At 55.7% G+C, this 17,454-nt stretch carries 12 protein-coding genes; 5 read left to right on the forward strand and 7 right to left on the reverse strand.

Annotation, left to right across the window (positions count from 1 at the left end; all coding sequences use genetic code 11):
• Nucleotides 1–309 precede the first annotated feature (309 nt).
• A complete protein-coding gene (locus GSQ91_RS11790; protein WP_158821740.1) occupies nucleotides 310–1,509 on the reverse strand; it encodes an acyltransferase in 1,200 nt (399 codons plus the stop codon).
• A gap of 192 nt (nucleotides 1,510–1,701) precedes the next feature.
• Nucleotides 1,702–3,057, reverse strand: a complete 1,356-nt coding sequence (locus GSQ91_RS11795; RefSeq protein ID WP_216845192.1) for a glycosyltransferase family 87 protein — start codon at nucleotides 3,055–3,057, stop codon at nucleotides 1,702–1,704.
• A gap of 143 nt (nucleotides 3,058–3,200) precedes the next feature.
• Between GSQ91_RS11795 and GSQ91_RS11800 the strand changes: the two genes are divergently transcribed.
• Both GSQ91_RS11800 and GSQ91_RS11805 read left to right on the forward strand, forming a co-directional pair.
• Nucleotides 3,201–4,139, forward strand: coding sequence for an NAD(P)-dependent oxidoreductase (locus GSQ91_RS11800; protein ID WP_158821742.1), 939 nt, complete (start codon nucleotides 3,201–3,203; stop codon nucleotides 4,137–4,139).
• Between the two features lie 48 nt (nucleotides 4,140–4,187).
• Nucleotides 4,188–5,159 (forward strand): glycosyltransferase family 2 protein, encoded by a 972-nt coding sequence (locus GSQ91_RS11805; protein WP_216845195.1) that lies wholly within the window; start codon nucleotides 4,188–4,190, stop codon nucleotides 5,157–5,159.
• A gap of 120 nt (nucleotides 5,160–5,279) precedes the next feature.
• Here the strand turns inward: GSQ91_RS11805 and GSQ91_RS11810 are convergent, their stop codons facing one another.
• The 3 genes from GSQ91_RS11810 to GSQ91_RS11820 form a co-directional block, all read right to left on the reverse strand.
• Nucleotides 5,280–6,494: an acyltransferase gene (locus GSQ91_RS11810; protein WP_158821743.1), complete on the reverse strand. Its 1,215-nt coding sequence runs from the start codon at nucleotides 6,492–6,494 to the stop codon at nucleotides 5,280–5,282.
• 198 nt (nucleotides 6,495–6,692) lie between these two features.
• Nucleotides 6,693–7,853, reverse strand: coding sequence for a sugar MFS transporter (locus tag GSQ91_RS11815; protein WP_158821744.1), 1,161 nt, complete (start codon nucleotides 7,851–7,853; stop codon nucleotides 6,693–6,695).
• Entirely contained in the window at nucleotides 7,850–8,917 is a 1,068-nt protein-coding gene (locus GSQ91_RS11820) for a LacI family DNA-binding transcriptional regulator (protein WP_158821745.1), read from the reverse strand. Before GSQ91_RS11820 ends, GSQ91_RS11815 begins: the two co-directional genes overlap by 4 nt.
• A 469-nt stretch (nucleotides 8,918–9,386) precedes the next feature.
• Here GSQ91_RS11820 and GSQ91_RS11825 point away from each other — a divergent pair, with 469 nt between their 5' ends.
• Nucleotides 9,387–10,823, forward strand: a complete 1,437-nt coding sequence (locus GSQ91_RS11825; RefSeq protein ID WP_158821746.1) for a glycoside hydrolase family 30 beta sandwich domain-containing protein — start codon at nucleotides 9,387–9,389, stop codon at nucleotides 10,821–10,823.
• A gap of 61 nt (nucleotides 10,824–10,884) precedes the next feature.
• Complete coding sequence (locus GSQ91_RS11830) at nucleotides 10,885–13,566, forward strand: sugar-binding domain-containing protein (RefSeq protein ID WP_174240679.1); 2,682 nt, start codon at nucleotides 10,885–10,887, stop codon at nucleotides 13,564–13,566.
• A gap of 23 nt (nucleotides 13,567–13,589) precedes the next feature.
• Here the strand turns inward: GSQ91_RS11830 and GSQ91_RS11835 are convergent, their stop codons facing one another.
• On the reverse strand, nucleotides 13,590–15,338 hold the full coding sequence (locus GSQ91_RS11835; protein WP_158821747.1) for a GMC oxidoreductase: 1,749 nt from the start codon (nucleotides 15,336–15,338) through the stop codon (nucleotides 13,590–13,592).
• 122 nt (nucleotides 15,339–15,460) lie between these two features.
• Nucleotides 15,461–16,273: an MIP/aquaporin family protein gene (locus tag GSQ91_RS11840; protein WP_158821748.1), complete on the reverse strand. Its 813-nt coding sequence runs from the start codon at nucleotides 16,271–16,273 to the stop codon at nucleotides 15,461–15,463.
• Between the two features lie 353 nt (nucleotides 16,274–16,626).
• Between GSQ91_RS11840 and GSQ91_RS11845 the strand changes: the two genes are divergently transcribed.
• The gene (locus GSQ91_RS11845; RefSeq protein WP_158821749.1) at nucleotides 16,627–17,373 is read left to right on the forward strand and encodes a hypothetical protein; all 747 of its coding nucleotides are present in this window, start codon (nucleotides 16,627–16,629) and stop codon (nucleotides 17,371–17,373) included.
• The last annotated feature ends 81 nt before the right edge of the window (nucleotides 17,374–17,454 follow it).

Below are 17,454 nucleotides of genomic sequence, written 5' to 3' on the forward strand. Positions count from 1 at the left end.
ATTGCCCCTTCAGGAAGTGTCTTTGTCCCGTGTTCGGCTGATCTAATGGTAATCGTTCCCATGCAAATGTTCGATCCCGTATTCGTCATCATGCACTGCCAAACTCATACTCTGCAAGCCATAAATCATATATGGCGACTCCGTTTGGTGAATTCGATGTTGGAATGATTCCCCAAGACGTTGATATTGTTATCACAGATGTATCGGGTTTTATCGACACGAACCTCCTTGGGGCTAATCTCTGGTGTTCTGATGACAATGTTGTTTCGGCTCGGTCCTGGTCGAGGCCGCCTGGGACAGGGTTATACGTCAATTGGCAACGCGAATAGGTTCTGCGCCAGCATTTTCTCTATGGGCCGTATCAACAGCAAGATCCTTGTGCCCAGGCGTAGCAGGAGGTGCCAGCCGGTGCCCCAAACGGATAAACGGTTTTTCGATGAAGTAATAACTAAGTGTTGCAGCTGCAAATGAAGCGATGTACTTCCAGGGGCGCTCAGAGAGAAATAAGAGTGGTGCCGAGGTAATCCGAACGCCCGCATAGACGGGTATAAAAAAAAGAATGTGCCAAAGGTAGAGGCTATAGGAAAGCCGGCCCACAAACCTGACAGGAGGCAGCTCGAGAAAGCGCGTACTTAGGCTTTTCGGGTGCAACGTGGTCGCTATGATCCATAGGGAAAATCCAAAAAAAAGATAGTTCCCCTGCATGCCAAGCATGTCGAAGGACCAGAACTTCACGCCGGGATGAGGGACGCGCAGGCGATCCGCCGACATGAGGGCAAGGGTCGTCAGATAAGCCACCCACGGGGAAAGAAATCGAACGGCCAGCGACCGTATGTTGGGGATACGAAGAAGGAGCGCGAGCAGGGCCGGTGTCAATAGATACAGAATGACCCACTGGGTACGGCGGCTCGAGATGTCATACGAATAGATCCCATACCTGTGGGCCACGATCTGCGCTATCCATGTGAGCAAAATAAGGCTTGCAAAGACCCTGATGCGGTGCCTGCGAAAGAAGAAGAGCAGAAGGGAGAGCAGTATGTAAAAGTGCTCTTCGACAGAGAGCGTCCAGAAGTGACCGGTAAAGGCCGCAGTTCCGCTGCTGTCAGAGGCGCGGTAGAGAAAATTGGCATAGAACAGTAGCGCCCCTCGCCAATAGTGCCAGCTCTCGTGGACGATACCTGCAAGCATGAGCAACGCAATAACCGCGAGATATACCAAAGATGCCGGTTGAATTCGCAGAACTCGCCGGATGTAGAAGGATTTAAGGTGGAATCTACCGATAAGGGATTCCTCTTCGAGGATGCGCGTGCAGATGAGGATTCCGCTGATCGCGAAGAAGAGATAGACACCATATCCGCCGTATCCCCTGAACGCGGCAGTGCTATAGCCGCCTATGCTCCAGGGCAGATCGTGAGTCATCAGAACGCCGAGGATGGCGATGGCACGCCATCCATCGAGGCTCGGCAAATAGCCTGAGGCTCGACGCGAGGGTGGCTTTACGGTTTTCATAGTCTGCTGCATATCCAACCACAAGCTCCGCCCGGTGGCTTGATAGCACGCTACAGGCCTATTCGCTCAGGGCACTCTATGTCTTTTGCGAACCCTTCCGCCGTGAACGATCATGGCTGGTTCTTATGACCGGTAAGAAATGATGAAAGCCAGCGCGGATCGTGAAAGGCATTCGTGCGATCTGACGCACCTTCAGCTCACGTTATCCGGCAATATTCTTGCTGTTTGAATATTGCTGGCGTTCGGCCATGAAAGGTCCTCCTCCTGGTTGCTCTTCAGGGGAGGGCCCAGCGGATGGCGCAGGGCGGATATTAGCAGTACAGCGATCCCGACGCATTTGAACTGTCCCTCGACCCGATACCCTATGACGATCAAGAAACTCTCAATGGAAAAAAGCCACGCATAACACAGGAAAATTGTTCGTAGCCCTGGAATCTCGATCTTTCGTTTCCATGCATCGATTGCCAGAAAGCTGCATAGTGCAAAAGAACAGTAGAGGTGAATAAGCGTGCCGTCACCAGAAAACGGCGTGAAGTAAATCGACGCGATCGTTAGCACCAGTAACTGATTTAGCAGTGGAAGCTTGCGAATCAAAAGGAAGTAGAGCAGTATGCCGCCGATTGCCATCAGCGGAAGATAGATGTTCAAAGCCACAAGAAGCGCATGGGCGGAGTGATCGCGGAGCGCTATCGCGATCCAGAGCTTGCAGAACGCAAGTACTGAGTGATCGAATCCGCCTTCAGCCGGACGATACATCACCATATAGTTGGCCCGAAACGAGCTCATCCCCATCGCCAGTCCTTGATAGGCCACTGGAATGGTAGGTCCAAGCATGGCCAGTGAGGCTAAAGTGACCCCGCCGAACACCAGTGCGCCGAACAGCACTTTGGGAAAGTTCTTGCGTGTAAGAAATAGGGCCAGATATATAAATGGAAACAACTTGAGTGATGCCGCCACGCCGAACATGGCCGCAGCCGTCCACCCTTTATTCCGCGCATAGGCCCAGGCTCCTAGCGCTACTGCGATCCATACAATCACCTCGACGTTCGCGCGGTCCACCAAGAGCAAGGCAGGCCATGAGAGCAAGAGCGTGATGCTTACTACGACGGTGGCTGTGGATCGGGAAAGCCCGCGCTTTACAAGCGCCCGCCCAAACAGTACTGCGGGTACGGCAAACGACAGCAACAGCACAATGAGAAAGGCAAGGAGGGCTTTCGAACCGGCGAACTTGAAGAACGCTTCATAAACGATCGTCATAGGAGCCGGATAGTTGATTGGGAAGCCAGTCGTGAAGAATGCGGCTTGATGAAAGTATTCGAACTTGTGGGTAAAGATCGTGAAATCGCTGAAACGTTCCGACCTTAGGAAGAAGGGCCAGTTGTAGGGGTAATGCTTGTGAAAAACCACGACCATCGCAATGCAGTAAAGCCCTGAAATCAGCGTCAACAAAAGCGTCACCCAGCAGAACTCGCGAAGCACGGGCGGCAGTGTGACGGGGACCGAGAGAGCGTGCTTTCTAGGGGGGATCGCTGGATGATTGGTGGGCATGATCTACCGCCGATTATAGAGGGGCGCATCCCGGATTTTGAAATGCCCCGTACGCATACCCAGAGACCGGCTCGTCTCCCCTCGCTCTGTTATGCTCTGCTAAACGGAAGCTACAGCATCTGGATCTGAAGTTTGTTTCTCTCATGCCCATCAGTTTGACGTCACAACGCGTTGCGGTTACCGGTGCTACCGGCTTCATTGGGATGCAGGTCTTACGCAAGTTACATGAGGCGGGAGCAGAGATCGTAGCAATTGTTGCTGCGGGCAGATCGGCCTCCAAACTCGAAACCCTCCCTTTTCCCATCGAGCTGATCGTTGTCGAAGATGTTGCAAACATAGGCGACGCCATCCTTCAGGCCAAGCCTCGCTATGTCGTTCATCTCAACGCCTATATCTCTACCGAACGCAGCCTCCACTCGTTGCAGCAGTCTTTGCAATGGAACCTCTTCTCCACGATTTCTCTTCTCACAGCTGCTTCCGCGATCCAGGCTGAGCGGGTCATCCTGATGGGTTCTTGTGAAGAATACGGTCAAAACATCTCGCCTTTTGACCCCGCGCTTGCCCCTGATCCAAATTCCCCTTACGGGGCGAGCAAGGCCGCCGTCACGGCTTACGCACGAATGTTCACTACTTCATTCAAGCTGCCAACAGTCGTTCTTCGACCCTCGGTGGTCTACGGTCCGGGGCAGTCCCCGCGCATGTTGATCTCGCAGGTGATGAAGGCCCTGGCGGAGAACCGCACCATCGACGTCACGGAAGGCAAGCAGACCCGTGATTTTGTCTACATCGATGACGTCGCCGACGCCATCGTCCTCGCTCTTACCCTCTCCGGGATCGAGGGAGGGGTTTGGAATGTCGGTTCCGGAGAGGTCGTTACCGTGCGGGATTGTCTCGAACGCATCGAACGCGTCTCCGGGCGCACTGGCCTCATCGACTACGGTGGCCGCCCCTACGTTGATCGCGAGATCTATCGTTATGAACTTAAGGTTGAGGAGACTTACTCTGCCTTCGGCTGGAAACCGTCCATCATGCTCGACGAGGGCCTGCGCAGGACCTGGGCATCGATCCTGGATAAGGCTTAGAGCAGAACCCCTACTACTGTCCCCCTTGCACCCAAGTGCTGAGACGATATGATGGCAGTCATGGAGACAAGGCAGCTCATATCGATTGTGGTTCCGGTCTACAACGAAGAGCTAAACATCCGTCCCTTCTACGAGCGCGTCACCTCTGTTCTTGCTCCACTTGAGAGCCGCTTCCATTTTGAGTTTGTTTTTACCGATAATCACAGCACTGACCGGACCTTCGCACTGCTCTCCGATCTCGCCACCCACGATTCTCGCGTGCGCGTCTTTCGTTTCTCGAAGAACTTTGGCTTCCAGCGTTCCATCCTCACCGGCTATACGCGCTGCCGCGGTGATGCCGCCATTCAGCTCGACGTCGATCTTCAAGACCCCCCTGAACTCATTGAGACCTTTCTCAATCGCTGGCAGTCGGGCGCTGACGTGGTCTACGGCATTCGCAAGCAGCGCGCCGAAGGCTTTGGCATCACTGCTGCGCGCTCTATCTTCTATCGCCTCGCCGATCTGCTTAGCGAAGAGAAATTGCCCGTGGACGCCGGCGACTTCCGGCTCATTAGCCGCCGTGTCATCGACCTGCTCTGCGCCTATCGCGATGCGAACCCCTACCTTCGCGGCACAATCGCCACCCTCGGCTTTGAACAGGTCGGAGTGGAGTACGCGCGCAATGCACGCGAGCGCGGCGAAAGCAAGTTCCCGTTCTCAAAGCTGATGTCGTTGGCTCTGGACGGCATTCTGAACCACTCTGTCATCCCCTTGCGTTTTGCTACCTACTTTGGTCTTGCCGTGTCTCTACTCACATTGCTCACGATGGCTGGCTACGTTGTGGCCCGGCTCATGTTCGGCGCAGCATGGCCGGCTGGCTTTGCCACTCTCGCAGCCCTTATCCTCATGTCGATCAGCATCAATGCCATGCTGTTGGGAATTATGGGCGAATACCTTGGGCGCATGTACCGCCAGGTTCGCGAAAGACCGTTGACTGTCATCGAGGCTGCGATCGATCGTCCCCCCACAGATTATGTTTGAACTTTCACGCTGTGATTCTAAGTTGAGCCAAATAGCGTGGCGGATGGACGGCAGATGGCAGCTTCAGCATAAACTTCAGCAACCTAAAACGCTGCGACAGGACACAACACGCTGCTCGCTCTAGCCAGCTTGCGTGGCGGAGATTGCAGTGCCGCTGTCATTGGAGGCTTCCGGTTCAACTCTTAAATCCGAGTGCCCAGGTGTAGCTGGTGGTGCGAGTTTATGACCAAGCCGGATCATCGGCTTCTCGATCAAATGGTAGCTGAGCATGGCGACGGCTAGAATGCCAATATACCGCCAGGGCCGTTGATCAATCATCACGAGAGGCGCCCAGGTTATATGGGCCTCTGGCTCCGTCGCGCAGAGAAAGAGCAGATGCCAGACGTAGATGCTATAGGACAGTCGGCCAACATACCGGATTGGCGCAAGCTCCAGAAATCGCGTGGTCCAACTTCGGGGATGCAACATGGTGGCGACTACCAGGAAGCCAAACGTGAGCACTACATGGTCCCATTGAGAATAGAAAGCGTTTTTGAACCACCATGCTGTCCACGTGCCAAGAGACTTTGTGTGCATGACTTGGTCGGCATAGGCTAAAAGGACTGCACCTAGAAAAGCTACCCAGGGACGCAGATATTTCTGGGCTGCAGCGTATACCGTCTCGCGGCGGAGCAGAAGTGCCAGCAACGCCGGAAAAATGAGGCGGCCAATGACCCAGTAGGTCCGGCGTGTAGAGGTATCCTCCGAGTAAAACCCATAGGTATGAGCTATTCTCAGCGCGCAATACTGTGCCAGGTAGAGAAGCGCCATGCACCTGATTCTGTAGCGCCGGACAAAGAACAGGAAAAGAGACAGCAGAATGTAAAAGTGCTCCTCTACCGAAAGCGTCCAGAAATGTCCGGTAAAGTACCCTGCGAATATCAAGGTCCGGCTCTGGGTGTGGAAGAGGAAATTCTGGTAAAGAAAGAGTCCCCCGAGCCAGAAGTGCCACCACTCATGGATGACTCCAATGACGATCAAAAGGGCAATGAGAGCCAGGTAAGAGAGTGCTGCCGGCTGAATGCGAAAAAGCCTGCGTATGTAAAAATCCTTTAGCTTGAAGACGCCCGTTATGGCTTCATCCTCGAGGATGCGCCAGCAGATGAGCACCCCGCTAATCGCAAAAAAAAGGTCAACGCCGGAACCGCCCAATCCCTTCCAGGCGATGTTGCTGTGACTGCCGATGTGCCAGGCTCGGTCATGCGACATGAGGACGCCCAGGATTGCAATGGCTCGCCAACCGTCAAGACTGGGAAGATACCCGGACTTTTTCCCTTGTTTTCCTCGATTAGTCACTTGAACCGCAGTTTACCATCTAGTCTCCGACGGAAGCTTGAGCGCGATCAGCGGATTACACCGAAAAGTGCGACAGAAAGAACGTGGCCATCAAGTTCTCATTTCTTTGGTGACTCTGGCCTACGACGAAGAACTCAGCTATTCCACCCTATGAAAAGAATGGCGAGCAACCTTCTGCCAAGCTAATCAAGACCGTCTTCAGCTTTGCTGTGTGTCGATTCGGTTCGTTCGGGTGAAGCTCCACCCTGTCGCAGTCATCATAATCGCGGCCGCACACGGCACCAGGATGCCCATGCGTAGTGATCCTGTCCTGCTGGAGACTGCGCCCGTCAGGAAGGGCAGCAAGGCAGAGCCAATGCCGCCGAGTACGTAAACCGTATTGCCACTGTCGTGCTCGAATACCAGGGCAAGCAGCAGGGGATAAATAGGGCCAGCTGCGAATCCTATGACAAAGGCTGCTGACATCAGTACAGATCCGTTGCGGAAGAGGACCAACGCCGCAAGGGCTGCGGCCATAGCCAGCAGATTCCACGTCAGTAGAAACTGCCTGGATGCCCGCCCAATGGCGGCGCTCGAATGGACCAGCCGGCTCGTCAGAAGCCCGATCCAGAGGCAGGTTGGTGCACCTATCGTGACGCCAAGGCTGTCGCCGCTGCGTTGGGAGTAGGTCGCCAGCCATCCTGCTGAAGAGGCCTCCACGCCGGTTGCGCAGACAACCAGCAGCAGCAGGGACAGGGGTGCCGCGAATTGAATGAAACGTGGAGATGAGGTTTGTGCTGGGTCTACTGATGGTTCATCTCGTTCGAAAGCAGCCACCCAGGCACAAAAGACGGCAAATATGCCAGCCAGGATAAGAAGAACATTTTTCGCGTTGGCGGCATTGCGAGTACCCTCATGCAGGATGATCCAGGGACCGGTGCATGCGCCGATTGCCCACAATAGGTTCAGCCTGGTCATCTCCGCCGGGCGAGTGTCGGTCCATCGCCGCGACTGAAGCAGGCTAATGGACGTCATTGTGATTCCCAGCCCCAGGCCGAAGAGCAGGATCACTCCATTGGCAGATCTGCCGGAAGCAAAGGGCAGGAGCGCCGCTCCCAGCGATGTGCAGATGGCGCCACGAAAGATCGACCATCGCAGAGATCCGCGCGATAGCAGCGCTCCACTGGTTCCTCCCACAAAAAAGAGGCCCAGCAATAACCCCACTTGTGAATCCTGAAGCGTCCAGCGTGCAAGAAGCCACGGCATGAGAGCTCCCGGAATCGCACAGGAAAAGCCCGTTGCCGCAAAGGCAATATAGAGCGGCAAGCGCTTCCGGAGCGAAGATCGGCTGAAGAGTGCCGGCTCAAGACGAGAGTTCATTGATTGCCAGCGCGATTGCGCGACGCGACCGGCTTCTTCGGAGCGGGTCCTGTCGACTCACGAACGATCAGTTCGGGTTCTATCGTGACAACGTTAGGGACACGCTCGCCGGCGATCTTTCTCAAGAGCAGCTGCGCGGCTGTGCGGCCAAACTCCTGAAGCGGCTGGCGAATCGTTGAGATGCTGGGTACGTTGAATGCCGCGGCAGGGATGTCGTCGAAGCCCAGGATGGAGACATCGTGAGGAACACGCAGGCCCGCATCGAAGAGTGCCCGCATCGTTCCTATCGCCGCAACGTCATTGAAGCACAGCATGGCGGTGAAGTTGGTTGTCTGACGCAGCAGGTTCCGAATGCCGGGATAGCCAAGCTCCGGTGTGTCGAGATCGATATCCAGCTTGATCGTTAGTTCGGATGAGACTTTTATTCCCAGACTGCGTGCTACTTTCACCGTTGCCTTCCAGCGTGCGTCCGAGTCTGAACTAATACTCTGGCCTCTCATGAAGGCAATCTTGCGATGGCCGAGTTGGTAAAGGTGCTGTAATGCCAGCTCCGCTGCGCGATGGTGATCGAGGATCACATTCGTAACGCCGGGCAGTGTGTGATGACTAGCAATAGCTACGGTTGGGCATTGCGGCGACTTCTTGAGATGCGTATCGATCGCCAAAATGCCCTCGATGCCTCGCGCGGCCAGCAAATTGGGATATTCGAGGACCAGGTCTTCGCGGTGGCGATGGTGTGCGGTGAAGAAGAAGTACCCCTTGTCGATGAGGGAGTCTCCAGCGCCCGCGAGTACCTGCGTGTGATAACCCTCTCCAAAGACCGGCAGGAGCACTCCAATGGTCTGGCTTCTCATTCCCTGCAAAGACCGAGCTACAAAACTCGGCTGGTATCCAAACTTTTTCGCGGCTGCATGAACGCGATTGCGCGTCACCTGAGGGATGGACCGCCCAGGAGCATCGTTGAGAACGAAGGAGATCGTGGCTGGGCTTAAATCCAGGAAGTCAGCGAGCGTCTTGAGGCTCACTCGATTCGGGATGTTTGGAGATTTGGTTGGGCGCGGCATTATCGCTCAGTCTAAACCCTGTCAGTGCAATGCTGGGCTGAATTTTCGGGCTTTAGACACATCATCAAACTGTTATTCAAAATACGTTCAGGATGAATGCTGGTCATACACACGCTGCAACCACAAAGGAGGACCTTGGATGTACTGCCATCGTTCCACTGCGGGACGCTACAAAAGCCTTGACGCAAAGTACGCAAAGGAAGAGCCTCAAGCTTCGCGACGGCTACCGTGGCGTCCTTTGCGCCTTTCCTCTGCGCCCGTTGCGTCAAAGCTTTTTGCCTGTCCGCCACGGATTTTCCGGGAAATAAGATGCGTTTGCCCTGCCTGCAACCCGAGACCACTTGCGCATTCTTTGTCCGACTCGCTATGCTTCTCCAGCAGAGTTGCCTGCACCGTGTATGTTCTCTAGACAATCGTTTATCTCTAGATAAATTGTGTAATATTCGGCGAAATCGGGAGTGGTCTGTTTATGCGTATCCATAAAGCTGTTTCTGCGGTATCCCCCTGGAAGACAACTGGCTTGTTGCTTCTGTTGGGAACGCTTGCTGTTCCTGCCTGTGCTGCCACCCCTAAGGTTTCGCAGTGGCTGACGACGCCAGATCGCACTTCATTGCTGACGAAACAGCCAGGGGAGCTGCGCTTCAAAGATGCCGCTAGTCCCGGGCCGACGATCGAGGTGGACGATGCGAAGACCTTTCAGACGATCGATGGCTTTGGTTTCGCACTGACAGGGGGAAGCGCGCAGCTCATTATGCGCATGACTCCAAGCGCTCGCACCAGCCTTCTCCATGAACTTTTTGGATCAAGCGGCAACGCTATTGGTGTCAGCTATCTTCGGGTGAGTATCGGCTCGTCCGACATGAACGACCATGTCTTTACGTATGACGACCTGCCACAGGGCGAGAAAGATGCTGCTCTTGAGCACTTCAATCTGGGGCCTGACCTGACGGACGTAGTTCCTGTGTTGAAAGAGATTCTCTCGATCAACCCTAAGATCTCTATCCTCGCCTCACCCTGGAGCGCGCCTTCCTGGATGAAGTCGAACGACGATCCCAAAGGCGGCTCCCTTAAGCCGGAGTTCTACGACACCTATAGCCGTTATCTGGTGAAGTACATTGAGGCGATGCGGGCCCAGGGCGTCTCTATAGCCGCCATCACGATTCAGAACGAGCCGCTGAACCCGAAGAATACGCCGAGCATGTATATGTCGTCTGAGGAGCAGGCGCAGTTCATCAAGCAGGCCTTCGGCCCCGAGCTCCACAAGCATAATCTTGCGACGAAGATCATTCTTTACGACCACAACTGCGATAAGCCGGATTATCCGATCTCTATCCTTAAGGATCCCGATGCTAGCCAATATGTCGATGGTTCCGGCTTTCATCTGTATGGGGGCACGATCGATGCGATGACCACCGTCCACAACGTGGCTCCTCAAAAAAATCTCTACTTTACGGAGCAGATGATCATCGACGAGAAGTCCGATCCGAGTCTTCAGATCGCTAAGCCGGTGTCTCGTGTTCTTATCGGTGCGACCGAAAACTGGAGCCGCAATGTCCTGCTCTGGAATCTGGCGGCGGATCCACAGTTCGGCCCTCATACGAGCAATGGAGGTTGCCCCATCTGCGAGGGCGCCATCACGATCGATGGCGACAAGGTAACGAGAAACCTGGCGTTCTACAGCGTCGCGCACGCCTCGAAGTTCGTTCCGCCGGGGTCTGTTCGTGTCAGTTCCGACTCTGCTTCCGCCGATGTTCCCCCTCACGTTGCCTTTCGAACGCCGGAAGGGAAGCATGTCGTAATCGTCGCTAATCCAGGCACGGAGGTAAAGACGTTCTATATCCGCTTCAATGGCAAATCCATCAGTGCCACCCTTTCAGCAGGTGCCGCGGCTACCTACATCTGGTAAGTCACTAGGCCGGAGGGCCGATTTAGCAAAGAGCAGGGTCAATGGGATACATTCATTGCAAATGCGTTCTGGTACAAAACTCCTTACTGGATTGGTAGCAGCACTGGTCGCGATGTCTTCCTTCAGTGCATGGGCTGAAAAAAACATTCCCCAACCTCTTGTCATCGCCGCGGGCTGGCAGATGCAGGATGTCGCCAAAGTGGCGGAATCTGGCGCTGAAGTCTCCGCTCCGGCATTCAAAGCCGCGGGTTGGTATACCGCGACGGTTCCGGGTACGGTGCTTACGACGCTGGTCGATAACCACGTCTACCCGGAGCCGCTCTACGGCGAAAACAACCGCCCGGAGATTATTCCGGAAAGCCTTGCCCGTACCTCCTACTGGTACCGGACAGTGGTGGACGTCCCAAAATCGTTTGCGGGCAAACATATCTGGCTGAACTTCGATGGCATCAACTACGCGGCGCAGATCTGGGTGAACGGTACCAAGGTTGGCACCATGCGCGGGGCCTTCGCTCGTGGCAGCTTCGATCTCACCGCTCTCCATGTCGATCATTCCAGGAAGGCTGTTGTGGCGGTGCTCGTCTCGCCACAGCCGCACCCTGGCGATCCGCATGAGCATACTTTGCGTAATGGCCTGGGCAAGAACGGCGGCATCACCGCCATCGACGGCCCAACCTTTCTCTCGACGATTGGCTGGGACTGGCTGCCCGCTATCCGTGATCGCGACACAGGTATCTGGCAAAAGGTTTCCCTGTCAGCGACTGGTCCGGTTCTGGTGAAGAATCCGCTGGTCACCACGGATCTTCCTTTGCCGAAGACCGACTCTGCCGACGTTACAGTACAGGCAACGGTAGAGAACATCACCGACCAGCCGCAAAAGGGTGTTCTCAAGGGCAGCATCGGCAATATTCTCTTCGAAACAGAGGTAGAACTTGCTCCACACAGCTCTCAGCTAGTGAGCTTCGATCCGAAGAGCATGCTGGCGCTGCACATCGATCATCCCAAGTTGTGGTGGCCTAATGGCTATGGCCCGCAGAACCTCTACAAGCTGCACCTGAGCTTTGAACTGCAGCACAAAGTTTCGGATAGCCAGGACATTAACTTTGGAGTTCGCAAGATCACCTACACGGTGCCTGACTCGGAGAACCTGACGATCTCGGTGAACGGTGTCCCTGTCTTCATTCGCGGCGGTGATTGGGGACTCGATGAGGCTATGAAGCGAATTCCGCGCGAGCGCCTCGATGCCCAGATCCACATGCATCAGCTGGCGAATCTCAACCTGATCCGTAACTGGGTGGGGCAGAGCACCAGCGAAGACTTCTACGAGCTCTGCGACAAATACGGAATCCTCGTGTGGGACGAGTTCTTTCAACCGAACCCGGACGACGGACCGGATCCTACCGATCTCGACACGTACATAGCGAACGTGCGTGACAAAATTCTGCACTTCCGCAATCACCCATCGATTGCGCTATGGTGCGCGAGAAACGAGGGCCCTCCACCGCCGGAAATCGATGCAGCCTTGCGCAAGCTGATGGCCGAACTTGAGCCGATGCGCCTCTATCAACCTAGCTCTACTGACGGTCACGGCGTTCGCTCCCATGGGCCGTATCACTGGCGCACTCCACGTGAGTTCTACACGGTCACGGATGACTTCTTCAAGACCGAGACCGGCAGCGTCTCCGTGCCAACGCTCGAGTCGATTCACGGCATGATGCCCCAGAAAGACTGGGAGACGATCACCGACGACTGGGCCGAGCACGACTTGGCCAAAGGGGCCTCGGGGGGCGATACCTATCCTGCGACCACTGCCGCGCGCTATGGCAAGCTCGTTAATCTTGCCGACTTCGTTCGCAAGTCACAACTGATGAACTACGAGGCGTTTCGCGCCATGTACGAAGGCCGCAACGCGCAACTCTTTCATCCAACGACTGGCATTATCACCTGGATGAGCCACCCGGCGCAGCCGAGCTTCGTCTGGCAGCTCTACCACTATGACCTTGAGCCCAATTCGTCGCTCTTCGCGGTCAAGTCGGCCTCTGAGCCTGTCCATATTCAGTTCAACGAAGTCACGGGTGAGTTGCAGGTCATCAACAATCTCCCGACGCCGGTAGCGGATGCAGTCGCGCATCTGTCCGTCTATAACCTGGATGGCACTGTGGCCTACCAGCACGACTACAAGGTCACAGCCTCTCCGTCGACAGCCACCAGCCTTGGAGCGGTGGAGTTTCCTGCTTCGCTGTCCTCAGTCCACTTCCTGAAGCTCGAAATGCACGATGCCAGCGGCAAGCTGCTTTCCAGTAACTTCTATTGGCGGGCTCTGCCGGAACACCAGGACGACCTCACCGATCTCGGCAAGCTGCCTACAGTCACTCTTGACGCGAAGGCCAGCCGCAACGACGCAGACGGCAAGACTCTGGTGACGGTGACCTTGCATAATCCATCGACGAACGTCGCGCTTATGACGCACCTGCAACTGCGCCGTCATTCCGGCGAGCGGGTGCTGCCGGTCTTCTATAGCGACAACTATGTCTCGCTGGTTCCAGGGGAGAGCAGGACGATCATGATCGAGGCAGACCTGAAGGATTTCAAGGGTGAGGAAGCGTTAGTGGTGTTCGATGGATGGAACGTCGCAGTCACCCCGTCATCTAGCCGTGGCATTTCCATCGGGCCCAATGTCGACGCACAGGTCGATCATTGGCCTGCAACAGGCTTGCCGTTTCAGACTACAGGGCTGCGGTAAATGCGAAGCGCGCCATACAGTGGTTACTTGAGCCGTTCGCCGAGAAGGTGATCGGCGACGCGGATGGCATTGGCGATGATCGTTAGCGATGGGTTGACCGCGCTGGCGCTCACGAAGCACGAAGCATCGACGACATAGAGATTGTCGAGGTCGTGGGCTTTGCAGTTCGGGTCGAGGACGCTGGTTGCAGGGTCATTACCCATGCGGCAGGTGCCGTTCTGGTGGCCGACACCTTCGAGCGGAATGCGTTTTTTGAAATACGCGTGCAGCGGCACCGATGTGGCTGCATGGCCGGCCTTCTTCAACACATCGACCCAGCGGTCTTTCAGCCGGTCGAAGGATTCGACGTTGTTCGGTGTGTAAGAGAGCTGGATGCGATGCGGAGCAGCGTCCGTCACTGTTTCTGACTGGTTGGTGGTGCCGGTATCTCCGGAGGGATGGGCACCCGCGATGCCAGGCTGTGAGTTGTCGACTGATAGCGGCGTGGTGTTATGCAGCGTTACCCGGTTGTTTGGGTCGGGCAGGTCTTCGGTGGTTAGCCACCACGGCACAGCATGGTGCTTCATGCTCTCGAGGGCGAAGCCTGGAGTCAGAGGCGGTGCGTCTCCCTTCATCATCTCAAAGTGAAAGCTCCCGACAGGCTGCACCTGTCCGAGAGGATAGGGATAAGCCGGATCACTGTCCTTGAAGTAGAAGTCGTTGGTGCCCCAGGTCTTGGTGTAGCTGTCTTCGTTGAGGTCGGTGGTCAGGGCGAGCAGGGCATCGGCCTGGTGGTACATGAAGTTACGTCCTACCTGATCGGAGCGGTTTGCGAGGCCGGTAGGATGCTTGTCATTAGCCGAGGCCAGCAGAATCACAGCAGAGTTGATAGCGCCTGCGCAGACCGCAAAGAAGCCCGCAGTATAGGTCGCAGTGTAGCTTTCTCGAGAGGCTGGCGGTGCGTCGTCTTTCTCTCCGCCATAGGTCTTGCTGGAGCCGGTGTGAATGACCTCTACTGCGGTGACGGCAGTGCCGGTTGAGTTGGTGAGCAGTCGCGTGACGCGGGAGTTCGTCATCAACGTGACATTAGGCAGATGCAGAATCTGTCGAATGCAATTGATGTCGGCGTCCGACTTGGCATGGACAAGGCAGGGGTAGCCATCGCAGGTGTCACAGCGGACACACTTCGAGGCCTGCGGATCGGCTTCGTTGCGTTTCAGACCGAGTGGGATGGGAAAGGTGTTGATGCCGAGCTTGCGAACGCTGTCCTCGATCGATTGCATACGCGGCTCATTGCTGAAGGCAGGAAAGGGATACTTCGCGGAGTGAAAGGGCTCGGTGGGATCGAACGAAGAGCCGTAGCCGCCTGGGATAGAAGGGGCTGTGCCCAGATCTCCGTGGACATGGAATAGCTCTTCGGCGCGGGTGTAGTACGGTTCCAGATCCGCATAGGAGATGGGCCACGCTGGAGAGATGCCGCCCTTGTGCTCGATTATGCCGAAGTCCTCAGCTCGCATGCGGAACATGGCTGCCCCGTAGACCTTGGTCTGGCCGCCGACGAAGTAGGATTGCTGCGGGTGCAGGTCTTTGCCGTTCTTGTCCTGCCATACTTCCTTGGTGTGATAGCGGTTGTCGAGAAAGACGGCGGAGGTGTCCCAGTTCAGTTTTTCCTGCGGCATAAAGGGGCCGCGCTCCAGGATGAGGATCTTCTTGCCGGCCTGGGCAAGATGCAGAGCAAGCGTTCCTCCGCCTGCTCCGGTGCCGATGACGATTGCGTCGTAAGGATTAGGCATAGTGAGTAAGGTATAGAACCGAAGTGCGCCTTTCGATGAAAGGTGAGATGCACGTTTTCTAAGGTGTTGGACTTTGCAGTAAAGGGCCCTTTTCGTCAGGAATAGTATGTGCGATTATCGGACTAACGCGATGGGTGCCGGTGGAGCGGATAGTGGCAAAGAAACGGGCAGGGGTATCCCGGAGCGGGATGAAGTTTGGCGCAGAGGATTCTATCCGCGCCCTGGGTGCGGAGATAGATCTCCGCCGATGTGAACATGCCGAGCAGCGGAGCGGCGAAGTAGAGCCATCCTGCGGTCCAGATATGCGCAAAGACGGCAGAGCCTGTCGTTCGCGCCGGGTTGATGCTGAAGCCTGAAACCGGTGCAAAGAAAAAGATGTACAGCGCAATCAGGACACCGACGCAGTAGCTGGTGTACTTTGCCAACGACGGGCGGTTTGAGGTCCAGAGGACCACTCCCATGAGCACTGTTGCCATAAAGAGCTCGGCGAAGAAAGCTGCCGCCGTCCCGTACTTTCCGGGCACAGTAATGGCGTAATCGACATCGGGAGCGGCGAGGCGGTCGCCCAGCAGAAGGGCAGAGACGGCCACTCCAAAGACGCCGCCAAGAAATTGGAACAGAACGTAGAAGAGCGCATCCCAGCGCGCGACCTTGCCCAGCCTTAGATAGGTCAAGGTGATGGCAGGGTTGAAGTGTGCGCCCGAGCGTTTGCCCATGGGCGAGTGGATGATGCCGATTGCCGTTGCCCCCATCGCCACTCCCATCCCTATGCGCCTGAGGGCCGCGCTTGGAAAGAGGCGCAGCAGCGGATAGGAAGGATGGAACAACAGGACAGTGAAGAGGCAGGCCGAGATCATGAAGATTGCGAGTTCGGCACCCTCAAAGACATACAGCCGCCAGTTACGAGTGAAGTGCTGCAGGAGCGTGGCGTTCAAAATGGAAATCTCCGGTTCTTCTTTGGCATCGCACACATTGTCCAAGAGTTCGCCTCTGAAGCGATTTCACAATAGATGTACTCCCTGCAGATCGTAGCGGCCTAATCTATGGACGAAAGGGATCGCAAGGACATTGCTGCAGCCCTATCTTCAAGAAAGTAAAGCGATACATTTCTTCACAAAATTTAAAAACCATTCAGTTGCTATCCAGTCTGCAGAGGGCAATACTGCGGGCCATGAAACATTCTGTCTCTTTCACCGCTAGCCGGATTGAAGGGGACAGCCGACTTTTGGGCTCCGCATAACTGACTGGGCCTGTTCTGTCAGCTATGCCTGCTTCTGGAGGTTCCATCATGCAACACCCGCGCGATCGTCAGAGCCGCACCTTGCTCATATTCTCTGTCCTCTTCCATACCCTTACACTTGTTTCCCCGGTCTTCGCACAATCTCTGAACCAGAGAGCCCCCACACCCCTGGTTGCGGGTGAAAATCATGGCACGCTGGACAACATGGTTGGCCCACAGTTCTGGGTCTTCAAATACCTGAAGGGACCTGGCAAGGTCACGATCAACTTTACCTCCATGGGGCTGTTCGGCAATCGCCAGAACACGACGATCGAGGTCGTCTTTCTCGATCCGAATGGCAAAGTCATCGACACGAAATCGCTGACCTCTCATGGAACCGCAGCGCAGCTTGAGCTGCCGGCAAACTTCGTCCATCCCGGCACGATGGTTGTGGAGCTGCGCCCTACCGGCATGGCTCTGGTTCGCGCCGGCGGCGACTACAGCATTGTTCTCAGTGGGCCAGCAATCGATCTTGCCGGGGTTAAAGCAGCAGGCCCGGAGCAGATTGCCGGCACCTATTCGATGATGGTCTGTCCTCCCGACTTCGACTGTCAGGCGGTGCGCTTCCAGGCGAACGGTGCCGTGATGACTGCCGATGGACGCAATGGCACATGGAAGATATTCGACCCCGATGGCCTGATCTATACGGTGGCCATTGGAGGCGACCGCTGGAGTCTGAAACTCATTCCAGGCCGAGGTCTGGTCAATGTTAGCGATACATCCGTGGTCGTGTTTCAGGCGGTGAAGGGGCGTTGATAGGTTTTCCTTCGCTAGAACCTAAGCATGGGATGAGGAACACGCAACAGCAAAAGCTTTAACGCAGAGGACGCAGAGGTT

Source organism: Granulicella sp. S156 (assembly GCF_009766105.1).
Classification (GTDB): Bacteria; Acidobacteriota; Terriglobia; order Terriglobales; family Acidobacteriaceae; genus Granulicella.

Bases quoted from the DNA above. Each gene is read 5' to 3' on its own strand.
- GSQ91_RS11815 (WP_158821744.1), bottom strand. From the start codon at position 7,853: ATGAACTCTCGTCTTGAGCCGGCACTCTTCAGCCGATCTTCGCTCCGG.
- GSQ91_RS11820 (WP_158821745.1), bottom strand. From the start codon at position 8,917: ATGCCGCGCCCAACCAAATCTCCAAACATCCCGAATCGAGTGAGCCTC.
- GSQ91_RS11800 (WP_158821742.1), top strand. From the start codon at position 3,201: ATGCCCATCAGTTTGACGTCACAACGCGTTGCGGTTACCGGTGCTACC.
- GSQ91_RS11845 (WP_158821749.1), top strand. From the start codon at position 16,627: ATGCAACACCCGCGCGATCGTCAGAGCCGCACCTTGCTCATATTCTCT.
- GSQ91_RS11805 (WP_216845195.1), top strand. From the start codon at position 4,188: ATGATGGCAGTCATGGAGACAAGGCAGCTCATATCGATTGTGGTTCCG.
- GSQ91_RS11790 (WP_158821740.1), bottom strand. From the start codon at position 1,509: ATGAAAACCGTAAAGCCACCCTCGCGTCGAGCCTCAGGCTATTTGCCG.
- GSQ91_RS11830 (WP_174240679.1), top strand. From the start codon at position 10,885: ATGCGTTCTGGTACAAAACTCCTTACTGGATTGGTAGCAGCACTGGTC.
- GSQ91_RS11825 (WP_158821746.1), top strand. From the start codon at position 9,387: ATGCGTATCCATAAAGCTGTTTCTGCGGTATCCCCCTGGAAGACAACT.
- GSQ91_RS11835 (WP_158821747.1), bottom strand. From the start codon at position 15,338: ATGCCTAATCCTTACGACGCAATCGTCATCGGCACCGGAGCAGGCGGA.
- GSQ91_RS11795 (WP_216845192.1), bottom strand. From the start codon at position 3,057: ATGCCCACCAATCATCCAGCGATCCCCCCTAGAAAGCACGCTCTCTCG.